Genomic DNA, 20,682 nt, shown 5'->3' with positions numbered 1-20,682 from the left:
TCCGCCATGCCCCTGATCACCACCCCGGCCGGCGTCGCCGTGCACTACGAGACGACGGGCGACCCCGTTGGCCGCCCGCTCGTCCTGCTGCACGGCGGCGGCGCCCAGCTGATCGGCTGGGACGACCGCTTCTGCGAGCTGCTCGCCGAGCACGGCTTCTTCGTCGTCCGCACCGACAACCGCGACGTCGGCCTCAGCCAGGCGACCGGCGGCCCCGAGGACACCGCGGCCGGCTACGACCTCGCCGACATGGCGCTCGACGTCGTCGCGGTGCTCGACGAGCTCGGGATCGCGCGCGCGCACCTCACCGGCATGTCGATGGGCGGCTACCTCGCCCAGCTGGTCGCGATCCAGCACCCGGAGCGGGTCGCCTCGCTCGGCCTGATGTCGACGTCGCTCAGCTCGGCGCCCGAGTTCCTGGTCGGCGAGCACACCGGCGAGCCGATCACCGAGGTCCCGGAGGTCCTCGACCGCGACGCCTACATCGCGATGTTCGTCGGCGGTCAGCGGCACTACCAGTCGCCCGGCTTCCCCTTCGACGAGGCGGCGAGCGCCGCCCTCGGCGCGCGCTACTACGACCGCGCGTACACCCCGACCGGGCTGATCCGGCAGTGGAACGCGCTGCTGCGCGGGCCGCTCGAGCGGCGGGAGGCGATGGCGGAGGTCACCGTGCCGGTCGCGATCATCCACGGCCGCGGCGACCAGAGCCTGCACTGGAGCGCCGCGCTCGAGACCGCGCGGATCCTCCCCCAGGCCGAGCTGCACCTCTACGAGGAGATGGGCCACGACATCCCCGTGGAGCTCTGGCCCGAATTCGCTGCGATCCTGGCTCGGACCGCCGCCCGCGCCGAGAGGACCGCCGATGCGTGAGAGCACCGAGTACGCGATGACCGACCCCGCCGAGATCCGCGCGCTGATCCGCGCGACGCCCTGGGCGACGATGGTCAGCGCCACCGCGGACGGCGTCGTCGTCTCGCACTACCCGTTCCTGCTGGAGGAGCCGCTCCCCGGCGCCGACCCCGACGAGCTCGTCCTGGTCAGCCACGTCGGCCGGCCCGACGAGCGCGCCCACCGGCTCGGCGAGTCCGAGCTGGCCGTCGTCTTCCAGGGCCCGCACGGCTACGTCTCGCCCAGCTGGTACGGGGTCGCGCGGGCCGTCCCGACCTGGAACTTCGCCGCCGTGCACGTCTGGGGCGTGCCCGAGCTGCTCGGCGACGAGGAGAACCTCGCCGTGCTCGAGCGGCTCGTCGACCACTTCGAGGACGAGCTGCCCGAGCCGTTCCGCCTGCGGATCAGCGCCGAGAACGCGGCCTACGCCGAGCGGATCGTGCACGGCACCGTCGGCTTCCGGCTCCGCGTCACCCGCCTCGAGGCCAAGGAGAAGATGAGCCAGGACAAGCCGGCCGAGGTCGTCGACCGCGTCACCGCCGCGCTCGACGCTCCGGGGCCGTACCGCAATCCCGCCCTCGCCGAGCGGATGCGCCGCGTGCACGCTTCGCTGCAGCCGGAGGCCCCGCAGTGATCCCCGGCCTCCACGACGACCTCGTCCGCCTGCGCCGCCGCCTGCACGCCGACCCCGAGCTCGGCCTCGCCCTCCCGCGCACCCAGGCGCTGCTGCTCGAGGAGCTGGCGCCGCTCGGACTCGAGATCACGACCGGCCGCGGCCTCGGCTCGATCACCGCCGTCCTCCGCGGCGGCCGCCCCGGACCGGTCGTGCTGCTGCGCGCCGACATGGACGCGCTCCCCGTCGTCGAGGCGACCGGCCTGCCCTTCGCCGCGACCAACGGCGCGATGCACGCCTGCGGCCACGACCTGCACATGGCCGGGCTGATCGGCGCGGCCCGCCTGCTCTCCGCCCGCCGCGAGGAGCTCGCCGGCACCGTCGTGCTGATGCTCCAGCCCGGCGAGGAGGGCTTCGCCGGCGGCCGCCTGATGATCGAGGAGGGCGTGCTCGACGCCGCGGGCGAGCGCCCGGTCGCCGCCTTCGCGATGCACGTCGACTGCTCCACCGACTCCGGCCTCTTCGTCACCCGCTCCGGTCCGATGATGGCGAGCGCCAGCGGCATGCGGATCACCCTGACCGGCACCGGCGGGCACGCCGCGTTCCCGCACCTCGCGGTCGACCCGATCCCCGCGGCGGCCGCGCTGGTGCAGGCCCTGCAGACCTTCGTCGCCCGCCGCGTCCCCGCCACCGATCCCGCCGTCGTCTCTGTGGTGAGCATCGTCAGCGACTCGACCGCGCCCAACGTCCTGGCCGCGCGGGTCGAGCTGATGCTCAACATCCGCACCCTCTCCCGCGACACCTTCGCCCTCGTCCGCTCCTCGCTCGCCGAGCTCGCGACCGGCGTCGCCGCGGCGCACGGCTGCGGCGTCGAGACCGCGTTCATCGACTCCTACCCCGTCACCCACAACGACCCGGAGGAGACCGAGCGGGTGATCGCCTCGCTCACCGCGCGCCACGGCGCCGACCGCGTGCTCCGCCTCCCCTCGCCGTCGATGGCCTCGGAGGACTTCGCCTACGTCCTCGACGAGATCCCCGGCACGCTGCTCTTCCTCGGCACCCGGCCGCCCGGTGTGCCGGCGGAGGGAGCGCCGTCGATGCACTCGGAGTCGGCGGTCTTCGACGACGCGCTGCTCGGCCTGCACGCCGAGACCCTCGCCCAGCTGGCCCTCGACCGCCTGGCGGTCGACCCCCTCCGCGAGATGCCACTTGTGCACTGATCCCTCGGCGTGTCGCGCTCACAAGTGGCATCTCGCGGCCGCCCGCGCAGTCCCCCTGCTGATCGAGTAGCCCGCGCAGCGGGCCTATCGAGATCCACCCCCGTCACAAGACCGGCCCTCAGCGCACTTCCTCCTCCGCGAGATGCCACTTATGCGCCAGCACCGCGGCGTGTCGCGCTCACAAGTGGCATCTCGCGGCGGGCGGCGGGCGGGCGCAGCCCGGCCGCGCACTCCAGCAGCTCGGGGATGCCGCTCACGGGCTGCGGGGCCGGGTCCGCGCGCGGGCCCAGGCGGCGGAAGACGGGCGGCTCCGTCGCCAGCACGTGACCGACGGCGCGCCCTCCGGTCCAGACCGTCAGCAGCACTTCGCCGTCCGGGCGCTCGGGAGCGCCGATCTCGTAGACCCGGCCGCGCACGGCCGCGCGCACCGGCGTCTTCCGGGCCAGGTGCACCCACACCGGGAACTCGCAGACCATGTCGCGTCCTTCCTCCTCCCCCGCGGCATCAGGCCGCTGAGAGGAATCGCTCAGTAGTCGAGACTGCTCTCGACGTCGAAGTCCGAGGTCAGGTCCCCGTCGCCCGGCTGCACGGGGTGCGACCCGACGAGCGCCTCGGTGCGCGCCCGGATCCGCCGCACCTCCTCGTGGTTGTCCGGCTCGGGCAGCTCGGACGGCGTCGTCTCCGAGACGAGCGAGGCGCCCCCGTTGAGCAGGAAGGACACCTGGATCGTCGCCCCGTCCGACCCGATCCCCGTGTACTCGACCCGGTCGGCGGTCTGATGGGCACCGAGCGCGACCGCATAGGCGACCAGGGCGTCCGCGGCGTCGTCCCCGAGCAGGATCGTCTTGTCGGCGAAGAGGATGTGCTTCATGCCGTTCATGCTCGGTCGCGGTCCCCGCCCCCGGGGAGGTCCTTGACAGATCGGGGAGGAGACGGAAGGGACGCGAGGATCGATCGGGGTTGTCAGGGCCGTCGATCTGGAGAAAGGTGGCAGACAGGCGGGCGCGTGCCGGCTGTGATGCAAGCCGGAGAAGCCGATGGGAAAACTGTTCTACGACGGATCCGTCGAGATCGACTTCGAGGACCGGGTGCTCGCGCACCTCCAGATCGTCGTCACCGCCAAGCTCCGCCGCAACGAGTCGTTCCTGCTCAGCTGGCGCGACGACCACAGCATGGGCGACGGCCGCAGCGCCATCTGGCTGCATCCCGCGGTCGGCCTGCGCTACAAGTACTTCGGCGGGCGGATGCCCCGCATCAACCCCGCTTGGATCGCCGCGCTCACCGATCTCGCCAACTCCTCCGGCGGCCTCTACGTCGTCGCCGAGCCCGACACCGAGCACGTCCGCTCGTTCGATCGGGAGGCGCACTGATGCGACGGCTCGACATCCTCTACGACGGAGCGCCGTACACGGTGAGCGGTCGCACCGTCGCCGAGTTCCGGGCCGAGGTCGACGCCGCCCTCGCCGCGGCGACCCCGAAGTGGCTCACCGTGAACCACGGCGAGGGGCGCGTCAACTCCGCGCTGATCCTGATCACTCCGTTCACCGCGCTCACGATCCTCACGAACGACGCCGAGGACGACGCGGAGCCGGACGCGGCCTGAGCCCGTAGAGGGCGGACCCGGATGTGTCAAACCTCCTGACATCCCGCGGCTCCCGCCGTTGACTCGAGGGAGCGCGACGAGAGGAGCCGCCATGTCGCACGCCCCGACCACCGCAACCGCTCCCGCAGCCGTCGCCGATCTGATCGCCGCCCTCGATCGCCCGCGCGGGATCCACCCGGGTCTCGCCCGCCATGTCAGCGCGCAGTTGACACTCCTCGGCGCGTCCCCCCGGCCCGCCCATCGGGTCAGGAGGATCAGCCCGTTCCCGGTCCGCCGTCTCGCCCGCTCGCGGCGCGCACGCCCCGCGCTCGGGCGACTCGCCGCACCGCGCACCTCAGCGCGAGCGAGCGACCCGCCGCTGCGGGGCTAGGGTAGGCGCGATGACCGATTCCGCCGTCCTCTGCGACCCGTATCTGCGCGGGTACCCGATCGACGGCGTCGCCATCTCCACCCTCGGCCGCACCTTCGGCGGCGAGACCATCGCCGCCAGCGACCGGACGGCCGCGCGGCTCGACGAGATCCAGCTCGACCTCGGGCAGGGCCCCTGCTGGGACGCGATCGCCGCGGGCGCCCCGGTGTCCCTCGTCGACACCGGCACCGACCCGCGCTGGCCGCTCTTCGCCGAGGCGGTGGACGCCCTCGACGTCAGCTCGGTGTTCGCCTTCCCGCTCACCTTCGCCGGCCTCTCCATCGGCGCGGTCGACCTCTACACCCGCGACCCGATCGTCCTCGACGACGACGTGCTCACCGAGATCAGCGCGCAGTCGCCCTCCACGTCGCTCCGGGTGCTCGCCGCGGTCCTCCGCGACGACGCGGGCGAGGTGAGCAGCAACCCCGGCTCCCGGCGGGTCGTCCACCAGGCGACCGGCATGATCATCGCCCGCTACCGCCTCGACTCGGACGACGCCCTCGTGCTCCTGCGCGCCCACGCGTTCGCGCAGCACCGCCCCCTCGTCGACGTCGCCCAGGACATCGTCGCCCGCCAGGACGGATTCCCCGACCGCCCGCTCACCGCTCAGGACGATTCATGGTGATCAACTCCCGGGAGCGCAGCGTCATCTCGACCTTCGTGGCCCTCTCCGACACGCTCGTCGACGACTACGACGTGGTCGACTTCGCCCAGATGCTCGTCGAGAGCAGCGCGACCCTGTTCGACGCCGTCTCGGCCGGCCTCGTCCTCGCGAGCCCCGAGGGGACGCTCGAGGTGCTCGCCTCGACCGACGAGGACACCCGGCTGATCGAGCTGCTGCAGCTCGAGACCGACGGCCCGTGCGTCGAGTGCTACGAGACCGGACACGCCGTCGTCGTCTCCGACACCCTCGCCGTCGACGACCGCTGGGCCGAGTTCCGCACCCGCTCGAGCGATCTCGGCGTCCGCTCCGCCCACTGCGTGCCGATGCGCTCGCGCGGCACCACCATCGGCTCGCTCAACCTCTTCCAGGCCGGCACCGGCACCCTCGACCCCGACGACATCGCCGTGGTGCAGGCCTTCGCCGACGTCGCGACGATCGGCATCCTGCACCAGCGTGCACTGCGCGAGAGCACCGTCACGCAGGAGCAGCTGCAGCACGCCCTCGACAGCCGCGTCCTGATCGAGCAGGCGAAGGGCATCATCGCCTACTCCCAGCGCACCACCGTCGACCGCGCCTTCGAGATCCTGCGCACCCGCTCACGCTCGACCTCCACGCCGATCACGACCCTCGCCCGCCAGATCATCGCGGGCTACCGGGACTGACGGGCCGCCGCCGGCTCGCGCCTCAGAGGTAGTCGTCGCCGAGCTCTCCCCAGAGCTGCCGGGGATCGGCGTCCCACACCCCGATCGGCTCGCGCGAGCGCTCGAGCGCGTCGACCCGCTCGTGGAGGTCCGGCGCGGAGTCGGCGCCCGCCGCGGTCCTTTCGCCGCGCACCATGAGCGGGATGCCGAGGCCGATCGTGAGGACCACGACCGCGGGCGCATCCGCCGCCGCCTCGTCCGCCAGCGCGACGGTGGCCATCCGGCCGCGGTCGGCCAGGGCCATCGAGTAGCGGAGCACGGCGTCCGCGGCGTCGTCCTCGAGGACGAGTGCGCCCCCGGCGTAGGTCAGAGTCTTCATCTCAGGGTCCCCTAGAGCGCTCAGCGGATGGACGAGGTTCCCACACCGGGGCCCAGGATGCGGTGCCCTCACCGTACGTCACGCCGCGGCCGGTGCACAGGGGTCCGCGCAGACCCCCAGGTCGGCGGGATCGGCCCTAGCCCGCGGACCAGCGGGCATGTTAACGTGAACAACACCCGCCGGCCCCTCTTCGGCGGCCTGATCCCCCTCACCCAGGAAAGGTCTCGACGATGAGACGACGCTCCCCGGAGCCCCCTGCCACCGCGCCCCGGCGCCGTGCCCGGTCCCTCTTCCTCTCCGCACTCGCGTGCACGAGCGTCGCCCTCGGAGGCGCCCTCGTCCCCGTCACGGCCCAGGCCGCCGACGTCCCCGCACCCGCCGCGCACTACGACATGTCGCACGCCGGCTCCGCCCTCCTCGACATCTCGGGCAACGGCCGCAACGCGACGCTGACCGGGCTCACCGACGCCTCCTTCGCGGACGCCGGCGGCGACCAGGTCGCCCGCTTCAAGGCCGACGGCTACGCGAGCCTCCCGCAGGGTCTCGTGACGGGCGCCGACAACGCCTTCGCCGTCGAGTACACGGTGAAGACGCAGACCACCGCGAACCAGTTCGGCTGGGTGATCGGCAACGGCGTCGGCCCCTGGAACACGACCCAGCTCGGCAACCACGTCTTCGTGAACCCGCGGAACCCGGACGGCTCCCCGAGCGGCCAGGTCCTCGCCGGCATCCGCGTGAAGGACACCGGCAACGGCGAGACCCGGATGCCCTTCGGCGGCACCCTCAACCCCGGCTTCACGACGCTCACCCTCGTCGGCGCCGGCACCGGCTCGAGCACCACGCTGACCCTCTACCGCGACGGCACGCAGATCTCGACGGTCACCGCGGCCAAGTCGATGGCGAGCATCGTCCCCGCATCCGGCACGCTCGGCTACCTCGGCCGCTCGCTCTACACCGGCGACCCGCTGCTCACCGCCGATGTCACCGACGTCAAGTTCTGGGACACCGCGCTCACGGCGGACCAGGTCGCGTCGAGCATGCCGACCGCCGCCGCGAAGTCCGCCGCGACCTCGGCCCTGCTGCGCTCCGACATCCAGCCCGTGCTCCTGGCCGGCAACCCCTCGCTGACCGCCGTCTCGTCGAACCTGACGCTCCCCGCCTCCAGCAGCGGTGTCCCGCTCACCTGGACCTCCTCGAACCCCGCGGTCGTCTCCAGCACCGGAGTCGTCTCGCGCTCGATCGCGCAGGACACCCCGGTCACCCTCACGGCGACCACCGGCCAGGGCGCCGTGCTCACCTTCGACGTGGTCGTGCTCGCCCCGAGCATCAACGACGACCTCGACGCGCTGACGCTGGCGACCCGGACCACCGAGAACCTCCCGCTCGCGGTGAAGGGCGCCCGCAACGGCACCGACATCGTCTGGACCTCGTCCGACCCGGCGCTCGTCACCCCGACCAGCACCTCGTACACCGCCCCGGCGGTCGGCGCGGCCGACCCGTTCCGCGGCGGCGGCGTCGTCACCCGTCCGGCCTACGGCGCGGGCGACGAGCCGGTCACGCTGACCGCCACGGCGACGCTCAACGGCGTCACCGAGACCCGCTCCTTCTCGCTCACGGTGGCCGAGCTCGGCCGCACCGCCCCCGACGCGGGCTACGCCTCGGCGTACTTCAAGTCCGACGGCGACGAGAAGATCTACCAGGCGGCGACCTCCGGCAACGACTTCTTCACCTTCTCCCCGGTCAACAACGGCCAGGCCGTCATCACCTCGACGACCGACACCAGGGGCCTGCGCGACCCGTTCATCCTCCGCTCGCACAACGGCGACAAGTACTACATGGTCGCCACCGACCTCTGCATCTCCTGCGGCACCGGCTGGGGCGACGCGCAGTCCAAGGGCAGCCTCAAGATCGAGGTCTGGGAGTCGACCGACCTGGTGAAGTGGACCCGCACCAACGGCGCCGACACCGGCATCACGGTGAACCAGCCGGCCGCCGGCATGACCTGGGCGCCCGAGGCGTACTGGGACGACGCGCTGCAGTCCTACGTGGTCTTCTTCTCCTCGCGCCTCTACTCCGACGCGACGAAGACCAACAGCGACAAGCTCTACTCGCGCGTCTTCTCGGTGATCACCCGCGACTTCCGCACCTTCACCCAGCCGCCCGCCACCTGGCAGGACACCGGCTACGCGCGGATCGACTCGACGATCACCAAGATCGGCGACTCCTACTACCGCTTCACCAAGAACGAGGAGGGCGGCGCCGCCGGTGTCCTCGAGGCCGGCAAGGACATCTTCCTGGAGAAGTCGACGGTGCTCACCGCGCCGACGACCTCCTCGAACTGGAACGCCGACCCGACGAAGACCTGGCAGCTCACCGACACGAACATGACGAAGCTCGAGACCGGCCAGGACGGCGAGGGCCCCGAGATCATCAAGCTGAACGCGGGCGACCCCAACGACACCACCGCGAACGGCGACGGCTACGCCTTCCTCGTCGACAACTACGGCCAGGGCGGCTACAAGGCCTTCGTGACCTCGGGAGCCGCCATCGCCGGCAGCTCGCAGGCGGCCCGCCTGTCGAAGTCGGCCGACTGGAACGTCTCGACCAAGGGCGGCCTCCCGGCCAGCCCGCGGCACGGCGCGTTCGTCAGCGTCCCGCAGACGGTCCTCACCGCCATGAAGAACTGGACCGGCGTCACCGCCGTCGACTCCACCACGACCCTCACCGCCGACGGCCGCACGGTCACGGCGAAGGTCGCGGCGGCCGACAAGGGCGACGTCGCCGGCACCGTCACCTTCACCGGCGGCACCTGGAGCTCGACCGTCGCGCTCTCGGGCGGCTCGGCGAGCGCCGTGGTCCCGGCCGGAGTGAGCGGCGTCACCGCCGCCTACAACGGCTACGCCGACGCGCTGGTGCGCACCTCGACCTCGGCCGCGGTGCCGCTCGACACGCTCGAGCTCGCCCCCGCCGTCTCGACGCGCTGCGTCGCCGGCAAGGTCGTGCTCACCGTGACCGTCAAGAACACCGACACCGCGGCGGCCGACATCACCGTCGAGTCCGCCTACGGCACGAAGGCGTTCCCCGCGGTCGCCCCGGGCTCCTCCGCCTCGGCCGCGTTCACCACGCGCCTGAAGTCGACCCCCGCCGGCTCCGTGACCGTGACCGGCACCTCCCCCGGCCAGCCCGCCTTCGCCGCCACCCTCCCCTACCAGGCGGCCACCTGCTGACCCCCTGACCCCGGGGCCCCCCTCCGCACCCAGCGGACGGGGGCCCTCGTCGTCTCCCCTCCGCGAGATGCCACTCGAGTACGCGACACGCCGGTGAACGCGTACCGAAGTGGCATCTCGCGGTGGCGGTCAGGGCAGGTCGAGGCGGAAGCCGACGCCGCGGAGGGTGGTGATCGTCAGCGCCGCGCCGAGCTTGCGGCGGAGGGCGAAGACGTGGACGTCGAGGGTGCGGGTGGAGCCGAACCAGTTGCGGTCCCAGACCTCGTCGATCAGGGCCTCTCGGGTGAGCACCGTCCCCGGCCGCCGGGCGAGGGCGACCAGCAGGTCGAACTCCTTCGGCGTCAGCGGGAGCTCCGCCCCGTCGAGGTGCACGCGCCGGGAGGCGGGATCGACGACGACCCGGCCGAGCGGCATCGTCGACGGCGGAGCGACCGCCGCCCCCGCGACCGCGCCGGCCCGCCGGCACACCGCGCGGATGCGCGCGATCAGCGCGCGGACGCCGAACGGCTTGATCAGGCAGTCGTCCGCGCCCACCTCGAGCGCGGCCACGGTGTCGGCCTCCTCGGACCGCGCCGTGAGGACGATGATCGGCACGTCCGAGTCGCGGCGGAGCAGTCGGCAGACGTCGAGCCCGTCCATGTCCGGCAGGCCGAGATCGAGCAGGACGAGGTCCGCCGGACCGGAGTCGAGCGCTTCGCCGCCGGTCCGCGCCCGGACGACGGTGTAGCCGTACCGCTCGAGCACCGTGGTCACGCAGTCGGCGATCGCGGGATCGTCCTCCACCAGCAAGATGAGCACGACTCACTGTGCCACGACCGGCCCGCCCGGCGCTCCGCTGTCACGGCGCGACGGGCTCCCTCGACGGGTGGGGCTCGATGATCGTCCACTCCCCGTCGATCTCCTCGTCGACGAAGGCGAAGCGGGCGTGCACGACCTCGCCGAGCGCGGCGAGGTCGAAGGTGGAGAGGCCGGTGCTCGACGCGCAGCCGTCGCCGAGATCTCGGACGACGCTCTCGTCGATCGTCCCCGTCGGCCGCTTCTTCACGAAGGCGTCGAAGTAGCCGATGCGCTCGGCGGACGTGTCGAGCACCCCGGGGGCCACGGTCGGCAGCAGCACCGCGTCCTCCGCGTACAGCGCGTCCACCGTCACGGGGTCGCCGATCGCGAGCGCCGCGTTCCACTCGTCGAAGAGCCCCCGCCGCGAGATGCCGCTTGTGCGCGCGACACGCCGTGGAAGGCGTGCACAAGTGGCATCTCGCGGCGCGCGTCAGCCCGAGGGACGGGTCAGCTCGTCGGGGTCAGGAGGTCGGCGTGGTGCACGGCCGCCACGTTGGGGTGCGCGCGGAGCCGGTAGCGCAGCGCGTTCTCGCCGTACGTCTCGAGGATCGGGCTGTTCGTCGGGTCGACCGAGAGGCCGGACTTGAGCTCCTCCGGCAGCGGCAGCGAGGGCATCGTGGAGTCGAGCGAGGGATTGAAGAAGAACGGGATCGAGATCCGGTCGGTGCCGATCAGCGGCGAGATCACGCGGTGCAGCGTCGCCTTGAGGTAGCCGCCGGTGGCCAGCTCGAGCATCTCGCCGATGTTGACGACGAACGCCCCGGGCAGCGCCGGCGCCTCGATCCACGAGCCGTCGTGCTCGACCTGCAGACCGCCCTTGCCGGGCTCGACCAGCAGCAGGGTCAGCACACCGCCGTCGCGGTGCGCGCCGACGCCCTGCTTGGGCTCGGGGTCGGAGGTGCCGGGGTAGCGGACGACCTTGACGAGCGAGAACGGCTTCTCGGCGAACGCCTCGTCGAAGACGTCGGCGGGAGCGTCGAGCGCCACGGCCCAGGTGCGCAGCAGGCGGATGGCGACCGCGGCGAGCTCCTCGTGCCAGCGCTCGAAGACGGTGCGGAACTCCGGCAGCGACTCGGGCCAGAGGTTCGGCCCCTCGAGGCGCTGGTAGTCGGGCACGTCGGCGCCGGCCGGCACGGTCTCGCGATCGATGCCGATGTCGACCTGCTCGCGGTAGTCGACGTCGCCGTTGGTCAGCTCGGCGCCGAAGCGGGTGTAGCCGCGGAACTGCGGGCTGGCGGTGTTCTCGATCGCCAGCTTCTCCTCCTCGGACAGGTCGAAGAAGCGGCGCGAGACGGCGACGACGTCGTCGAGGAGGTCCTGCGGGACGCCGTGGCCGACGAGGTAGAAGAAGCCGACGTCGTGCGTGGTCTCGCGGAGATCGCGGCGGAACGCGGCGGCTTCCTCCTCTCCCTGGTCGAGGCGGGAGAGGTCGAGGATCGGCAGGGAATCGGTCATGAGGAAAGCCTTGCGCAGTTCGCCTTCTCCGGAGCCATTGTTACGACAACTAAATGCGAAGACCCAGCCGGCGCCCGGAAACCGAGGTCTCCGAGCGCCGACCGGGCCCGATGATGCCGCCGAGTGTTACGGCGTCGGCATGCCGCCGTTCACGTGCAGCGTCTCGCCGACGACGTAGCTCGACTCGGGCGAGGCGAGGAACACGTAGGCGGGAGCGAGCTCCGCGGGCTGGCCCCAGCGGCCGAGCGGCGTCTGCGAGCCGACCTCGGGCAGCTTCTCCGGCGGCTGGCCGCCTGCGGTCTGCAGCGGGGTCCAGATCGGACCGGGCGCGACGACGTTCACGCGGATGCCCTTGGGCGCGAGCTGCTGCGAGAGCGCCTTCGAGAACGTGTTGATCGTGGCCTTGGTGGACGCGTAGTCGACCAGCGTCGGCGAGGGCTGGTAGGCCTGGATCGACGAGGTGCTGATGATCGCGGAGCCCGGGGCGAGGTGCGGCACGGCCGCCTTCGTCATCCAGAACATCGCGTAGACGTTCGTCTTGAAGGTCTCGTCGAACTGCTCGTCGGAGATGTCGAGGAAGTCCTCGACCGACTGCTGCTTGCCCGCGTTGTTGACGAGGATGTCGAGACCGCCGAGGCCCTCGACGGCCTTCGCGACGGCGCCGACGGCGAAGTCGTGGTCGGTGATGTCGCCGGGGATGGCGACGGCGACGCGGCCGGCCTCCTCGATGAGGGCGACGACCTTCTTCGCGTCGGACTCCTCCTCGGGCAGGTAGACGATCGCGACGTCGGCGCCCTCGCGCGCGTAGGCGATGGCGACGGCCGCGCCGATGCCCGAGTCGCCGCCGGTGATGAGCGCCTTGCGGCCCTCGAGGCGGCCGGAGCCCCGGTAGGTCGACTCGCCGCGGTCAGCGAGATCGTCCATCTTCGAGTCCAGGCCGGAGCCCTCCTGGTACTGCTCCTCGGTGTCGATGTCGGCGAACATCTTCGTGGGGTCTTGGAACGTGTACTGGTCAGTCGTGTTCTCGGAAGTCATGCCTCCGACGCTATTCGCGGGGACGACGCCGGCGCGCGTGCTTGACAGCCCGGGATCCGCGCGGCAGAGCCGATGCCCAGCCGCCGTTCAGGTTCAGGGGTCCTCGCCCGCGGGAGAGGGGTGCTCGCAGTGCCGCCTTCCGGGAGAATGGCCGGGTGACCCGCGACGACTCCCCAGCCTTCGACCCCACCGCCCCGCTGCACGGCTGGCAGCACGCCTACTCCGGCAAGGTGCGCGACCTCTACACCCCCGACGATTCGGACCCGCTGCTCGGCGCCGACCGGATGCTCGTGGTCGCCAGCGACCGGGTCAGCGCCTTCGACACGATCCTCGAGCCCGGCATCCCGGGCAAGGGCGAGCTGCTGACGGAGCTGTCGCTGTGGTGGTTCGGCCAGCTGGCCGACGTGCCCAACCACCTCCTCGTCGGGGAGATCCCGGAGCCGGTCCGCGGCCGCACCATGCTCGTGAAGACGCTCGACATGTTCCCGATCGAGTGCGTCGTGCGCGGATACCTCTCCGGCAGCGGCCTCAAGGAGTACCGGGCGACCGGCGCCGTCTCGGGCGTCGAGCTCCCCGAGGGCCTGACCGACGGCGACGTCCTCCCCGAGCCGATCTACACCCCCGCCTGGAAGGCGCCGCAGGGCGAGCACGACGAGAACATCTCGTTCGACCGCACCGTCGAGCTCGTCGGCGAGGACGCGGCGGAGGCGCTGCGCACCCTCTCGCTGCACGTGTACCGGGAGGCGGCCGCGATCGCGCTGCGCAGCGGCGTCATCCTCGCGGACACCAAGTTCGAGTTCGGCGTCGACCGCACGACCGGCGTCGTCACCCTCGGCGACGAGGTGCTGACGAGCGACTCCTCGCGCTACTGGGACGCGGTCGAGTACGACGCGGGCGTGCGCGGGCAGTCCTTCGACAAGCAGATCGTCCGCGACTGGCTCGCGGACAACTGGGACGGCCAGGGCGAGCCGCCGCGGCTCCCGCACGAGATCGTCGTCCGCACCGCCGGGCGCTACCGCGAGCTGATCGAGCGCCTCACCCGCTAGCGCGCAGCCGACGGGTGGCCGAGGCCGCTCAGGCCGTGCGCTCGCGCGACGGCGGCCCGCCCTCGAAGATCCGGGAGAGCCCCTCGAGCACCTCGGCGAAGCGCACCGACTCGGCGTCCGAGACGCCGTCGGTGAGCGTGCGGACCTCGCCGTAGACCTGCTCATCGGTCTCGCCGAGCGCCGTCTCCGCCCGAGCGGTCAGGCAGAGGATCCGGCCGCGGCCGTCGGAGGGGTCGAGCACCCGGTCCACGTAGCCGGCCCGGGAGAGCCGGTCGACCAGGATCGACACGGCGGCCGTCGTCAGGCCGATCGCGCCGGCCAGGTCGACCGCGCGGACGATCTCGTCGCGGCCCGCGCCCGTGCCGATCAGCCGGAGCGCGGCCAGGTCGGTCGCGCCGATGCCGAGACGGCGCTCGACGCGCGCGTCGTAGCTGCGCTCCTCCGTCCGCAGTCGCGCCAGCAGGGCGAACAGATCGGGTCGAGAGGTCATGGGTCGCGCCTTCCTGAACGGCAGGCGCCCCGGCCGGGAACTCGCTCCGTCCATGGAATCACTTCTCGGCGCCGTGCGGGCGCTATCCGGCAAACGCACCCCCGGGGCCAAGTAGCTAACCGATTTAGTCAATAAAGTACGCTGGAGCGTGGTGCGCCCCTCCGGCGCGCCTGGAACGGCGGAGGAGAGTCGACGATGGGACGCCTGCTGTACGGGGCACCGCCGAGCGAGCACGCGTTCGAGGACCGCACCCTCGCCCACCTGCAGAGTGTGATCACCGCCCGCTTCCGACGCGGCGAGGGCTTCCTGCTCACCACCGCCGACGAGAGCGGACGCCCGGCCGAGCTCTGGCTGCACCCGTCCATCGCCACGCGCTACGAGTACGACGCCGCGGGGCAGCACGACCTCAATCCGAACTGGCTGCGCGCGCTGACTGCGGCCTCGCACGGCCGGGTCGGCCTGCACGTCGTGCCCGAGGTCGAGAAGGGCCCCGATCCCCGGGCACGGAGGACCCCGGCATGAGCGACCACAACGGCACCCTCTTCCGGCGCGGCGGCACCGTCCGCTTCGTCCGCTGGGTGTCCTCCCGCGACGGGGGCTGGGCGCCGGAGATCGTGCAGGGGCGCTACCTCGAGCGGGACGACGCCGGCTGGCTCGTCGAGATCGAGGGCACGCCCACCCTGCTGACGAAGGACGACTGGGCCGTCTACCGCTGACCCCGGCCGCGGGCGCCCGCGGCGTAGTGTGGCGAGAGTGCCTTCCGTCGACCGCCGCGGCATCACCTCGGCCCCGTTCCTCCTGACCACCGCCGGCACGACCGCGCTCGTGTTCCTCGCCGCGTTCGAGTCGCTCGCGGTCACGACGATCATGCCGATCATCAGCGCCGACCTCGACGGCCGGGCGCTCTACCCGCTCGCCTTCGCGGCCACCCTGGCGGCGGCCGTCGTCGGCATGGTGGCGGCGGGCTCCTCGGCCGATCGCCGCGGGCCGACTCCGGCGCTGATCACGGCGATCCTGCTGTTCACGCTCGGTCTGATCGCGGCCGGGACCGCGACCTCGATGGGGGTCTTCGTCGGCGCGCGGCTGCTGCAGGGGCTCGGCAGCGGAGGGATCACCGTCACGCTCTACGTGCTGGTCGCGCGGGTCTTCCCCGCCGACCTGCATCCGCGGATCTTCGGCGCCTTCGCCGCGGCGTGGGTGGTGCCCTCACTGGTGGGGCCGCTCGCCGCCGGTCTCGTCGCCGAGCTGACGAGCTGGCACTGGGTGTTCCTCGGAGTCGTCGTCCTGGTGGCCGTGGCGAGCGCGGTCATCGCGCCGACCCTGCGCGCGCTCGAGCCGCAGGAGCTGCGGCCGTTCGACCGCGGTGCGATCGGGCGCGTCCTCCGCGCCGTCGTCGTGGCCGCGGCCGTCGTCGTGCTGAGCACGAGCGCCGAGATCGCACCGGAGGCGGCGGGAGTGGTCGCGGCGGTCGCGGTCGTCGTGGTGATCCTCGCGGTCCGCGCCCTGCTGCCGGTCGGCACACTGCGGGCGCGCGGCGTCCTGCCGTCGACGATGCTGCTGCGCGCGCTCGTCGCCGCCGCCTTCTTCGGCACCGAGGTCTACCTGCCGCTGCTGCTCAGCGAGCAGTACGGGCTCCCGCCCTGGCTGTCCGGGGTCGCGCTGACCGCCGGCGCCGTCTCGTGGGCGCTGGGCTCGCAGCTGCAGGGCCGCCCGGGCACCCGCCTCTCGCACGGGGGTGCGATGCAGCTCGGCACGGCCCTGCTGCTCGCCGGGATCCTGGTCGTGCTGCTGACGGTCGTGCTCGCGCTGTCGCCGATCGTGGCCGGAGTCGGCTGGTTCCTCGCGGGCGGCGGGATGGGCACGATGTTCCCGCGGATGGGGACGCTGACGCTCGGCCTCTCCGCGCCCGGGCGGGAGGGGTTCAACAGCTCCGCGCTGCAGATCGCCGACTCGACCGGAGGCTCGGTCTCGCTCGCGCTGACCGGGCTGCTGGCGGCCGCGGTCACCGGTCTGATCGGAAGCGGCGGTGCCGTCTTCACGGCGACCTTCGCCTACGGCGCGCTGATCGCCGTCGCCGCAGTGGCGCTGGCGTTCCGGCTGAGCGGGCTCCTCCGGCTCGATGGCCGGGAGGAGCCCGCCGCGCGGAGTCAGCTGTAGAGCGACTCCGGGACCTCGAGCCCGTAGATCGCGCGGCCCGAGCTCCAGATCACCGAGCAGGCGGCGCGCAGCAGATCGGTCTCGTCGGAGCCGGCGTCGACGATCACGACGGAGTCTCCGTCGAGCCGCACCTTCGCCGAGCGCACGGAGTGCGTGCCGTTCCGAGCGACGATGGTCGCCGGGTACGGCGCGTCCAGCTCCCTCAGGTCGGCGAGGATGTACGTCGGCCGCAGCTTCGGCTCCGCGGCCAGCAGCTGCTTCGCCCGGTCGATGCCGGTCAGCACGAGCACGCTCTCCATGCCGGAGGTGTTCGCCCCGGCGATGTCGGTGTCGAGCCGGTCGCCGATGAAGAGCGGATTCGTCGAGCCGAACCGCGCGGTCGCGGCGTCGAAGATGGCGCGCTCCGGCTTGCCGGCGACGACGGGCAGGCGACCGACGGCGGTGTGCACCGCGGAGACGAGCGTGCCGTTGCCCGGAGCGATGCCGCGGGCCACGGGGATCGTCCAGTCGGTGTTGGTCGCGACCCACGGGATGCCCGTGTGCAGCGCGAACGACGCCTCGGCCAGCTCGGCCCAGCCGACCGACTGCGCGAAGCCCTGGATCACGGCGGCCGGTGAGTCCTCCGCGCTGCGGGTGACGGTGAAGCCGGCCCGCTCGACCTCGGTGGTGAGGCCCTCCCCGCCGACGACCAGCACGGTCGATCCGGCCGGGATCAGGTCGGCGAGCAGCACGACCGCCGCCTGCGGTGAGGTGACGACGTCCTCCGGGCGCACGGCGAGGCCGAGGTCCGACAGGTGGCCGGCGACCGAGACGTCGGTGCGCGAGGCGTTGTTGGTGATGTAGCCGACGCGGACCGTCTCGGCCGCGCGGTTCAGGCTCTCGACGGCGTAGGGGATCGCGTCGGCGCCCTTGTAGACGACCCCGTCGAGATCGGCGAGGACGCAGTCGCGCCCGTCGAGGGGGCTGGGCTCAGGCTTCGGGCTTCGGAACATCGGCGCCGTCCTCCTCGGTGTCGGTGGCGGTGGTGTCGGAGGCGGTGATGTCGGGGGCGTCCTCAGCGGACGCGTCCTCAGCCGGGGCGTCCTCGGCGGGCGCGTCCTCAGCCGGGGCGTCCTCGGCGGAGGCGTCCCCAGCGGACGGCGCATCGTCGGCGGCCTCCTCGACGGACAGCGCCTCGGGCGTCGCGTCGGCGAGAGCCTCCTCGAAGTCCGCGTCGGTCGCGTCGTCGAGCGCGGCCTGGTGCTCGATGGCGTCCGCGGCCGTCGTCTCGGCGGCTGCATCGGAGTCAGCGGGCGCATCGGAGTCGGACACCGCGTCGGACTCCGCGGGCTCGACGACCTCAGAGGGCTCGTCGATCTCGTCGGTGTCGTCGATCTCGGGAGCGTCCTGCTCCGCGAGCTCGGCCGAGTCGGGGTCGAGGCTGTCGTCCTCGTCGTCGAGCTCCACCGAGTCGTCGAGCTCCGCAGAGTCGTCCAGCTCCGCAGAGTCGTCGAGATCGTCCACGTCGTCGGCCTCCGAGGACGCGTCCACGGCGACCAGGTCGGAGAGCTCGGCGCGGGAGGCGGGCACGTACTCGCCCTCCTCCTCGACGACCTCGATCGTCTCGTCGTCGCCGCCGCCCTCGGCCGCGAAGACGGCGCGCGCGGCGATGTCCGCGCGGCGCTGCCACTCAGCGGCCTCCTCGGCGCGGCCGACCTCGTCGAGGACGAGCGCGTACGCAGCGAAGAGGTCGGGGCTGTAGGAGAAGGCGCGGTCGGGGTCGAGCTGCGGGATCTCGAGCTCCATCAGCGCCAGCTCGCCCTGACCGAGGTCGAGGCGCGCGCCGGACATCGCGATCGCGAGCGAGACCTGGGCGCCCGGGCTGAGCGTGCTGCGGTCCACGGAGCGGCCGAGCTCGAGGGCCTTGTCCGGTCGACCCACGCCGCGCTCGCTGTCGACCATCAGGGGGACCTGCTCGTCCGAGCCCGAGATCCGGCGGTAGGTGCGCAGCTCGCGCAGCGCGAGAGCGAAGTCGCCGGTCGCGTAGGCCGAGATGGCCAGGGATTCGCGGACGACCGCGATCCGGCCGGCGCGGCGCGCGGCGGAGAGGACGTGCCGGTGCGCGAGCTCCGGGTCCTCCTCGAGCAGGCGGCCGGCCATCACCAGGTGGCGCGCGACCCACTCCGCGTTGTCCTTGGACAGCGTGCGCAGCTCGTTGCGGGCGACCTTGTCCAGATCCTTCGCCTGGACGTCGTCCGGCAGATCGGGGTCGTCGTGCCGTGGCCGCACCGACTGGAGGGAGCGGCGCTCGCGCTCCTCCTCGGTGAGCTCCGGCTCCTCCCGCGGAGCACCGCGACCGGCGTATCCGCCACCGAATCCGCCGCGGCCGCCCGCGCGATCGCCACCGCCCCGACGGTCGTCGAAGCGCCCACCGCGGGAGTCGCCCTCACGGCGAGGACGAGAGTCACCGTCACGAGAAGGACGGGAGTCACCTTCACGGCGGGGGCGGGAGTCCCCATCACGAGAAGGACGGAACTCGCCCTCACGACGAGGACGGGAATCACCCTCGCGAGAAGGCCGTGCATCGCCGTAACGGGGACGAGAGTCACCATCACGCGAGGGACGGGAGTCACCATCGCGACGGGGACGGGAGTCGCCATCACGAGACGGACGGAAATCGCCCTCACGACGCGGACGGGAATCACCCTCGCGAGAAGGCCGTGCATCGCCGTAACGGGGACGAGAGTCACCATCACGCGAGGGACGGGAGTCACCATCGCGACGGGGACGGGAGTCGCCGTCACGAGAAGGACGGGAGTCGCCCTCACGACGCGGACGGGAATCACCGTCACGAGAAGGCCGTGCATCGCCGTAACGGGGACGAGAGTCACCATCACGCGAGGGACGGGAGTCACCATCGCGACGGGGACGGGAGTCGCCATCACGAGAAGGACGGGAGTCGCCCTCACGACGCGGACGGGAATCACCGTCGCGAGAGGGGCGGGAATCACCCTCACGACGAGGACGGGAGTCGGCATCACGAGAAGGACGGAACTCCCCCTCACGACGAGGACGGGAATCGCCGTCACGAGAGGGACGAGAGTCGCCGGCCCGAGGCGGGCGGGCGTCACCGTCGCGGCGGGGACGGGAGTCGCCACCGGAGTACGGACGCGAGTCACCATCCCGACGCGGACGGGAGTCTCCACCGCGGTCCGGGCGTCCGGCACCGTCGCGACGAGGTGCGTCGGACCGCGATCCGGAATCGTTCGAGCGGTACGGCCGGGAGTCTCCACCGCGAGCGGGTCGGTCGCCGTCACGAGCTCCGCCCCGCGGGGAGGAGGAGCGATCGCCGCCGGCGGCACGGGGCGGGCGCTCGTCGCGCCGGTCCTGTCCGCGGTCGTTGCGGTCGGGTGCTGCGTCGTCCATGCGTTCCTCGCCTGTCGTGATGGAGCTCTGTGGAGTTGGTCCGCCCGAGGGGCGGGGATCGGCGACCCGTGAGTCGCCAGCCACCACCCTAACCCGCACCGCGGCGGATGCCACGGGGGTCGAGGTGACGGGTCTTCCGGTTCCCTCTGGAGAACCTCTGGTTAAACAGCGATGGCCACCCATTTCTGGGTGGCCATCGTGAATTGGTGTCCGGCGGTGTCCTACTCTCCCACAGGGTCCCCCCTGCAGTACCATCGGCGCTGAGAGTCTTAGCTTCCGGGTTCGGAATGTGACCGGGCGTTTCCCTCTCGCTATGGCCGCCGTAACCCTCTCAGACACACCCACCCGCCGAGGCGTGGTGGTGGTCAAATCTGGGTCACACGTCATGCGTGTGTTCTGTTGTCCGCCCCGAAGGTGCGGTGTGCAGGCCGTGTCTTTGCGAACACGACCCGCGGTATGGAGCCCGTATCCTGGGAACCACAAAGTGGACGCAAGCAATCTCTGACCACTCCTACCAGCCTTTACAACGGTATGAATGTAGTGATTATCAAGTTATCGGCTTATTAGTACCGGTCAGCTCCGACAGTCTTTAGTCCTGTCTTCCACATCCGGC

22 protein-coding genes and 1 rRNA gene are annotated in these 20,682 nt (G+C 72.1%); 12 read left to right on the top strand and 11 right to left on the bottom strand.

The window, feature by feature from the left end:
• The first annotated feature begins 6 nt into the window (after positions 1–6).
• The 3 genes from HRK28_RS08100 to HRK28_RS08090 are packed head-to-tail and all read left to right on the top strand — an operon-like array spanning position 7 to position 2,721.
• Positions 7–870, top strand: a complete 864-nt coding sequence (locus HRK28_RS08100) for an alpha/beta fold hydrolase (protein WP_173251043.1) — start codon at positions 7–9, stop codon at positions 868–870.
• Complete coding sequence (locus tag HRK28_RS08095; RefSeq protein ID WP_173251042.1) at positions 863–1,522, top strand: FMN-binding negative transcriptional regulator; 660 nt, start codon at positions 863–865, stop codon at positions 1,520–1,522. Before HRK28_RS08100 ends, HRK28_RS08095 begins: the two co-directional genes overlap by 8 nt.
• Entirely contained in the window at positions 1,519–2,721 is a 1,203-nt protein-coding gene (locus HRK28_RS08090; RefSeq protein ID WP_367948371.1) for a M20 family metallopeptidase, read from the top strand. The genes HRK28_RS08095 and HRK28_RS08090 overlap by 4 nt, the downstream gene beginning before the upstream one ends.
• Positions 2,722–2,870: 149 nt before the next feature.
• On the opposite strand, the gene HRK28_RS08085 is transcribed toward HRK28_RS08090, so the two are convergent.
• Together HRK28_RS08085 and HRK28_RS08080 are read right to left on the bottom strand one after the other, a co-directional pair.
• Complete coding sequence (locus HRK28_RS08085) at positions 2,871–3,197, bottom strand: hypothetical protein (protein WP_173251041.1); 327 nt, start codon at positions 3,195–3,197, stop codon at positions 2,871–2,873.
• 50 nt (positions 3,198–3,247) lie between these two features.
• Positions 3,248–3,592 (bottom strand): hypothetical protein, encoded by a 345-nt coding sequence (locus HRK28_RS08080; protein WP_173251040.1) that lies wholly within the window; start codon positions 3,590–3,592, stop codon positions 3,248–3,250.
• A gap of 166 nt (positions 3,593–3,758) precedes the next feature.
• Here HRK28_RS08080 and HRK28_RS08075 point away from each other — a divergent pair, with 166 nt between their 5' ends.
• The 4 genes from HRK28_RS08075 (at position 3,759) to HRK28_RS08060 (ending at position 6,059) form a co-directional block, all read left to right on the top strand.
• Positions 3,759–4,091, top strand: a complete 333-nt coding sequence (locus tag HRK28_RS08075; RefSeq protein WP_173251039.1) for an ATP-dependent DNA ligase — start codon at positions 3,759–3,761, stop codon at positions 4,089–4,091.
• Positions 4,091–4,324, top strand: coding sequence for a hypothetical protein (locus HRK28_RS08070; RefSeq protein WP_173251038.1), 234 nt, complete (start codon positions 4,091–4,093; stop codon positions 4,322–4,324). The genes HRK28_RS08075 and HRK28_RS08070 overlap by 1 nt, the downstream gene beginning before the upstream one ends.
• Before the next feature lie 380 nt (positions 4,325–4,704).
• Positions 4,705–5,358 (top strand): GAF and ANTAR domain-containing protein, encoded by a 654-nt coding sequence (locus tag HRK28_RS08065; RefSeq protein WP_173251037.1) that lies wholly within the window; start codon positions 4,705–4,707, stop codon positions 5,356–5,358.
• Positions 5,352–6,059 carry a GAF and ANTAR domain-containing protein gene (locus tag HRK28_RS08060; RefSeq protein WP_173251036.1) on the top strand — a complete coding sequence of 236 codons (708 nt, stop codon included), beginning with the start codon at positions 5,352–5,354 and terminating at the stop codon, positions 6,057–6,059. Before HRK28_RS08065 ends, HRK28_RS08060 begins: the two co-directional genes overlap by 7 nt.
• A 22-nt stretch (positions 6,060–6,081) precedes the next feature.
• On the opposite strand, the gene HRK28_RS08055 is transcribed toward HRK28_RS08060, so the two are convergent.
• Entirely contained in the window at positions 6,082–6,417 is a 336-nt protein-coding gene (locus HRK28_RS08055) for a hypothetical protein (protein ID WP_173251035.1), read from the bottom strand.
• Between the two features lie 230 nt (positions 6,418–6,647).
• Between HRK28_RS08055 and HRK28_RS08050 the strand changes: the two genes are divergently transcribed.
• On the top strand, positions 6,648–9,644 hold the full coding sequence (locus HRK28_RS08050; protein WP_217274615.1) for an immunoglobulin-like domain-containing protein: 2,997 nt from the start codon (positions 6,648–6,650) through the stop codon (positions 9,642–9,644).
• Between the two features lie 129 nt (positions 9,645–9,773).
• On the opposite strand, the gene HRK28_RS08045 is transcribed toward HRK28_RS08050, so the two are convergent.
• The 4 genes from HRK28_RS08045 to HRK28_RS08030 all read right to left on the bottom strand — a co-directional run bounded on the left by HRK28_RS08045 (position 9,774) and on the right by HRK28_RS08030 (position 12,971).
• Complete coding sequence (locus HRK28_RS08045; protein ID WP_173251034.1) at positions 9,774–10,442, bottom strand: response regulator transcription factor; 669 nt, start codon at positions 10,440–10,442, stop codon at positions 9,774–9,776.
• A 40-nt stretch (positions 10,443–10,482) separates the two neighbouring features.
• A complete protein-coding gene (locus tag HRK28_RS08040; RefSeq protein WP_173251947.1) occupies positions 10,483–10,851 on the bottom strand; it encodes a DUF4440 domain-containing protein in 369 nt (122 codons plus the stop codon).
• A gap of 77 nt (positions 10,852–10,928) precedes the next feature.
• Positions 10,929–11,936, bottom strand: a complete 1,008-nt coding sequence (locus tag HRK28_RS08035; protein WP_173251033.1) for an isopenicillin N synthase family oxygenase — start codon at positions 11,934–11,936, stop codon at positions 10,929–10,931.
• 126 nt (positions 11,937–12,062) lie between these two features.
• A complete protein-coding gene (locus tag HRK28_RS08030) occupies positions 12,063–12,971 on the bottom strand; it encodes a glucose 1-dehydrogenase (RefSeq protein ID WP_173251032.1) in 909 nt (302 codons plus the stop codon).
• A 155-nt stretch (positions 12,972–13,126) separates the two neighbouring features.
• Here HRK28_RS08030 and HRK28_RS08025 point away from each other — a divergent pair, with 155 nt between their 5' ends.
• A complete protein-coding gene (locus HRK28_RS08025; protein ID WP_173251031.1) occupies positions 13,127–14,017 on the top strand; it encodes a phosphoribosylaminoimidazolesuccinocarboxamide synthase in 891 nt (296 codons plus the stop codon).
• 28 nt (positions 14,018–14,045) lie between these two features.
• Here HRK28_RS08025 and HRK28_RS08020 read toward each other — a convergent pair whose 3' ends face one another.
• On the bottom strand, positions 14,046–14,507 hold the full coding sequence (locus tag HRK28_RS08020) for a MarR family winged helix-turn-helix transcriptional regulator (protein WP_173251030.1): 462 nt from the start codon (positions 14,505–14,507) through the stop codon (positions 14,046–14,048).
• A 195-nt stretch (positions 14,508–14,702) separates the two neighbouring features.
• Between HRK28_RS08020 and HRK28_RS08015 the strand changes: the two genes are divergently transcribed.
• From HRK28_RS08015 to HRK28_RS08005, 3 genes are read left to right on the top strand one after another with little or no spacing between them, the layout of a single operon-like run.
• On the top strand, positions 14,703–15,029 hold the full coding sequence (locus HRK28_RS08015) for an ATP-dependent DNA ligase (protein ID WP_173251029.1): 327 nt from the start codon (positions 14,703–14,705) through the stop codon (positions 15,027–15,029).
• Complete coding sequence (locus HRK28_RS08010) at positions 15,026–15,223, top strand: hypothetical protein (protein WP_173251028.1); 198 nt, start codon at positions 15,026–15,028, stop codon at positions 15,221–15,223. The genes HRK28_RS08015 and HRK28_RS08010 overlap by 4 nt, the downstream gene beginning before the upstream one ends.
• Positions 15,224–15,260: 37 nt before the next feature.
• Positions 15,261–16,664: an MFS transporter gene (locus tag HRK28_RS08005; protein WP_367948370.1), complete on the top strand. Its 1,404-nt coding sequence runs from the start codon at positions 15,261–15,263 to the stop codon at positions 16,662–16,664.
• Here HRK28_RS08005 and HRK28_RS08000 read toward each other — a convergent pair.
• From HRK28_RS08000 to rrf, 3 genes are all read right to left on the bottom strand, one after another.
• Entirely contained in the window at positions 16,655–17,656 is a 1,002-nt protein-coding gene (locus HRK28_RS08000) for an HAD-IIA family hydrolase (RefSeq protein WP_173251027.1), read from the bottom strand. The genes HRK28_RS08005 and HRK28_RS08000 overlap by 10 nt on opposite strands.
• Positions 17,634–18,932: a hypothetical protein gene (locus HRK28_RS20070; RefSeq protein WP_173251026.1), complete on the bottom strand. Its 1,299-nt coding sequence runs from the start codon at positions 18,930–18,932 to the stop codon at positions 17,634–17,636. Before HRK28_RS20070 ends, HRK28_RS08000 begins: the two co-directional genes overlap by 23 nt.
• Before the next feature lie 1,345 nt (positions 18,933–20,277).
• Positions 20,278–20,394 (bottom strand): 5S ribosomal RNA (gene rrf / locus HRK28_RS07990).
• Between the last annotated feature and the right edge of the window lie 288 nt (positions 20,395–20,682).

It is taken from the genome of Rathayibacter sp. VKM Ac-2835, assembly GCF_013266705.1.
GTDB lineage: Bacteria > Actinomycetota > Actinomycetes > Actinomycetales > Microbacteriaceae > Rathayibacter.
Note: the sequence above shows the minus strand (reverse complement) of the source record. Positions and strands in the feature narration are given on the sequence as shown.

What these genes read in the sequence shown, in the direction of transcription:
- HRK28_RS08100 (WP_173251043.1), top strand. Translation starts at nt 7, where the DNA reads ATGCCCCTGATCACCACCCCGGCCGGCGTCGCCGTGCACTACGAGACG.
- HRK28_RS08095 (WP_173251042.1), top strand. Translation starts at nt 863, where the DNA reads ATGCGTGAGAGCACCGAGTACGCGATGACCGACCCCGCCGAGATCCGC.
- HRK28_RS08085 (WP_173251041.1), bottom strand. Translation starts at nt 3,197, where the DNA reads ATGGTCTGCGAGTTCCCGGTGTGGGTGCACCTGGCCCGGAAGACGCCG.
- HRK28_RS08080 (WP_173251040.1), bottom strand. Translation starts at nt 3,592, where the DNA reads ATGAAGCACATCCTCTTCGCCGACAAGACGATCCTGCTCGGGGACGAC.
- HRK28_RS08075 (WP_173251039.1), top strand. Translation starts at nt 3,759, where the DNA reads ATGGGAAAACTGTTCTACGACGGATCCGTCGAGATCGACTTCGAGGAC.
- HRK28_RS08070 (WP_173251038.1), top strand. Translation starts at nt 4,091, where the DNA reads ATGCGACGGCTCGACATCCTCTACGACGGAGCGCCGTACACGGTGAGC.
- HRK28_RS08065 (WP_173251037.1), top strand. Translation starts at nt 4,705, where the DNA reads ATGACCGATTCCGCCGTCCTCTGCGACCCGTATCTGCGCGGGTACCCG.
- HRK28_RS08060 (WP_173251036.1), top strand. Translation starts at nt 5,352, where the DNA reads ATGGTGATCAACTCCCGGGAGCGCAGCGTCATCTCGACCTTCGTGGCC.
- HRK28_RS08055 (WP_173251035.1), bottom strand. Translation starts at nt 6,417, where the DNA reads ATGAAGACTCTGACCTACGCCGGGGGCGCACTCGTCCTCGAGGACGAC.
- HRK28_RS08050 (WP_217274615.1), top strand. Translation starts at nt 6,648, where the DNA reads ATGAGACGACGCTCCCCGGAGCCCCCTGCCACCGCGCCCCGGCGCCGT.
- HRK28_RS08035 (WP_173251033.1), bottom strand. Translation starts at nt 11,936, where the DNA reads ATGACCGATTCCCTGCCGATCCTCGACCTCTCCCGCCTCGACCAGGGA.
- HRK28_RS08030 (WP_173251032.1), bottom strand. Translation starts at nt 12,971, where the DNA reads ATGACTTCCGAGAACACGACTGACCAGTACACGTTCCAAGACCCCACG.
- HRK28_RS08020 (WP_173251030.1), bottom strand. Translation starts at nt 14,507, where the DNA reads ATGACCTCTCGACCCGATCTGTTCGCCCTGCTGGCGCGACTGCGGACG.
- HRK28_RS08015 (WP_173251029.1), top strand. Translation starts at nt 14,703, where the DNA reads ATGGGACGCCTGCTGTACGGGGCACCGCCGAGCGAGCACGCGTTCGAG.
- HRK28_RS08010 (WP_173251028.1), top strand. Translation starts at nt 15,026, where the DNA reads ATGAGCGACCACAACGGCACCCTCTTCCGGCGCGGCGGCACCGTCCGC.
- HRK28_RS08000 (WP_173251027.1), bottom strand. Translation starts at nt 17,656, where the DNA reads ATGTTCCGAAGCCCGAAGCCTGAGCCCAGCCCCCTCGACGGGCGCGAC.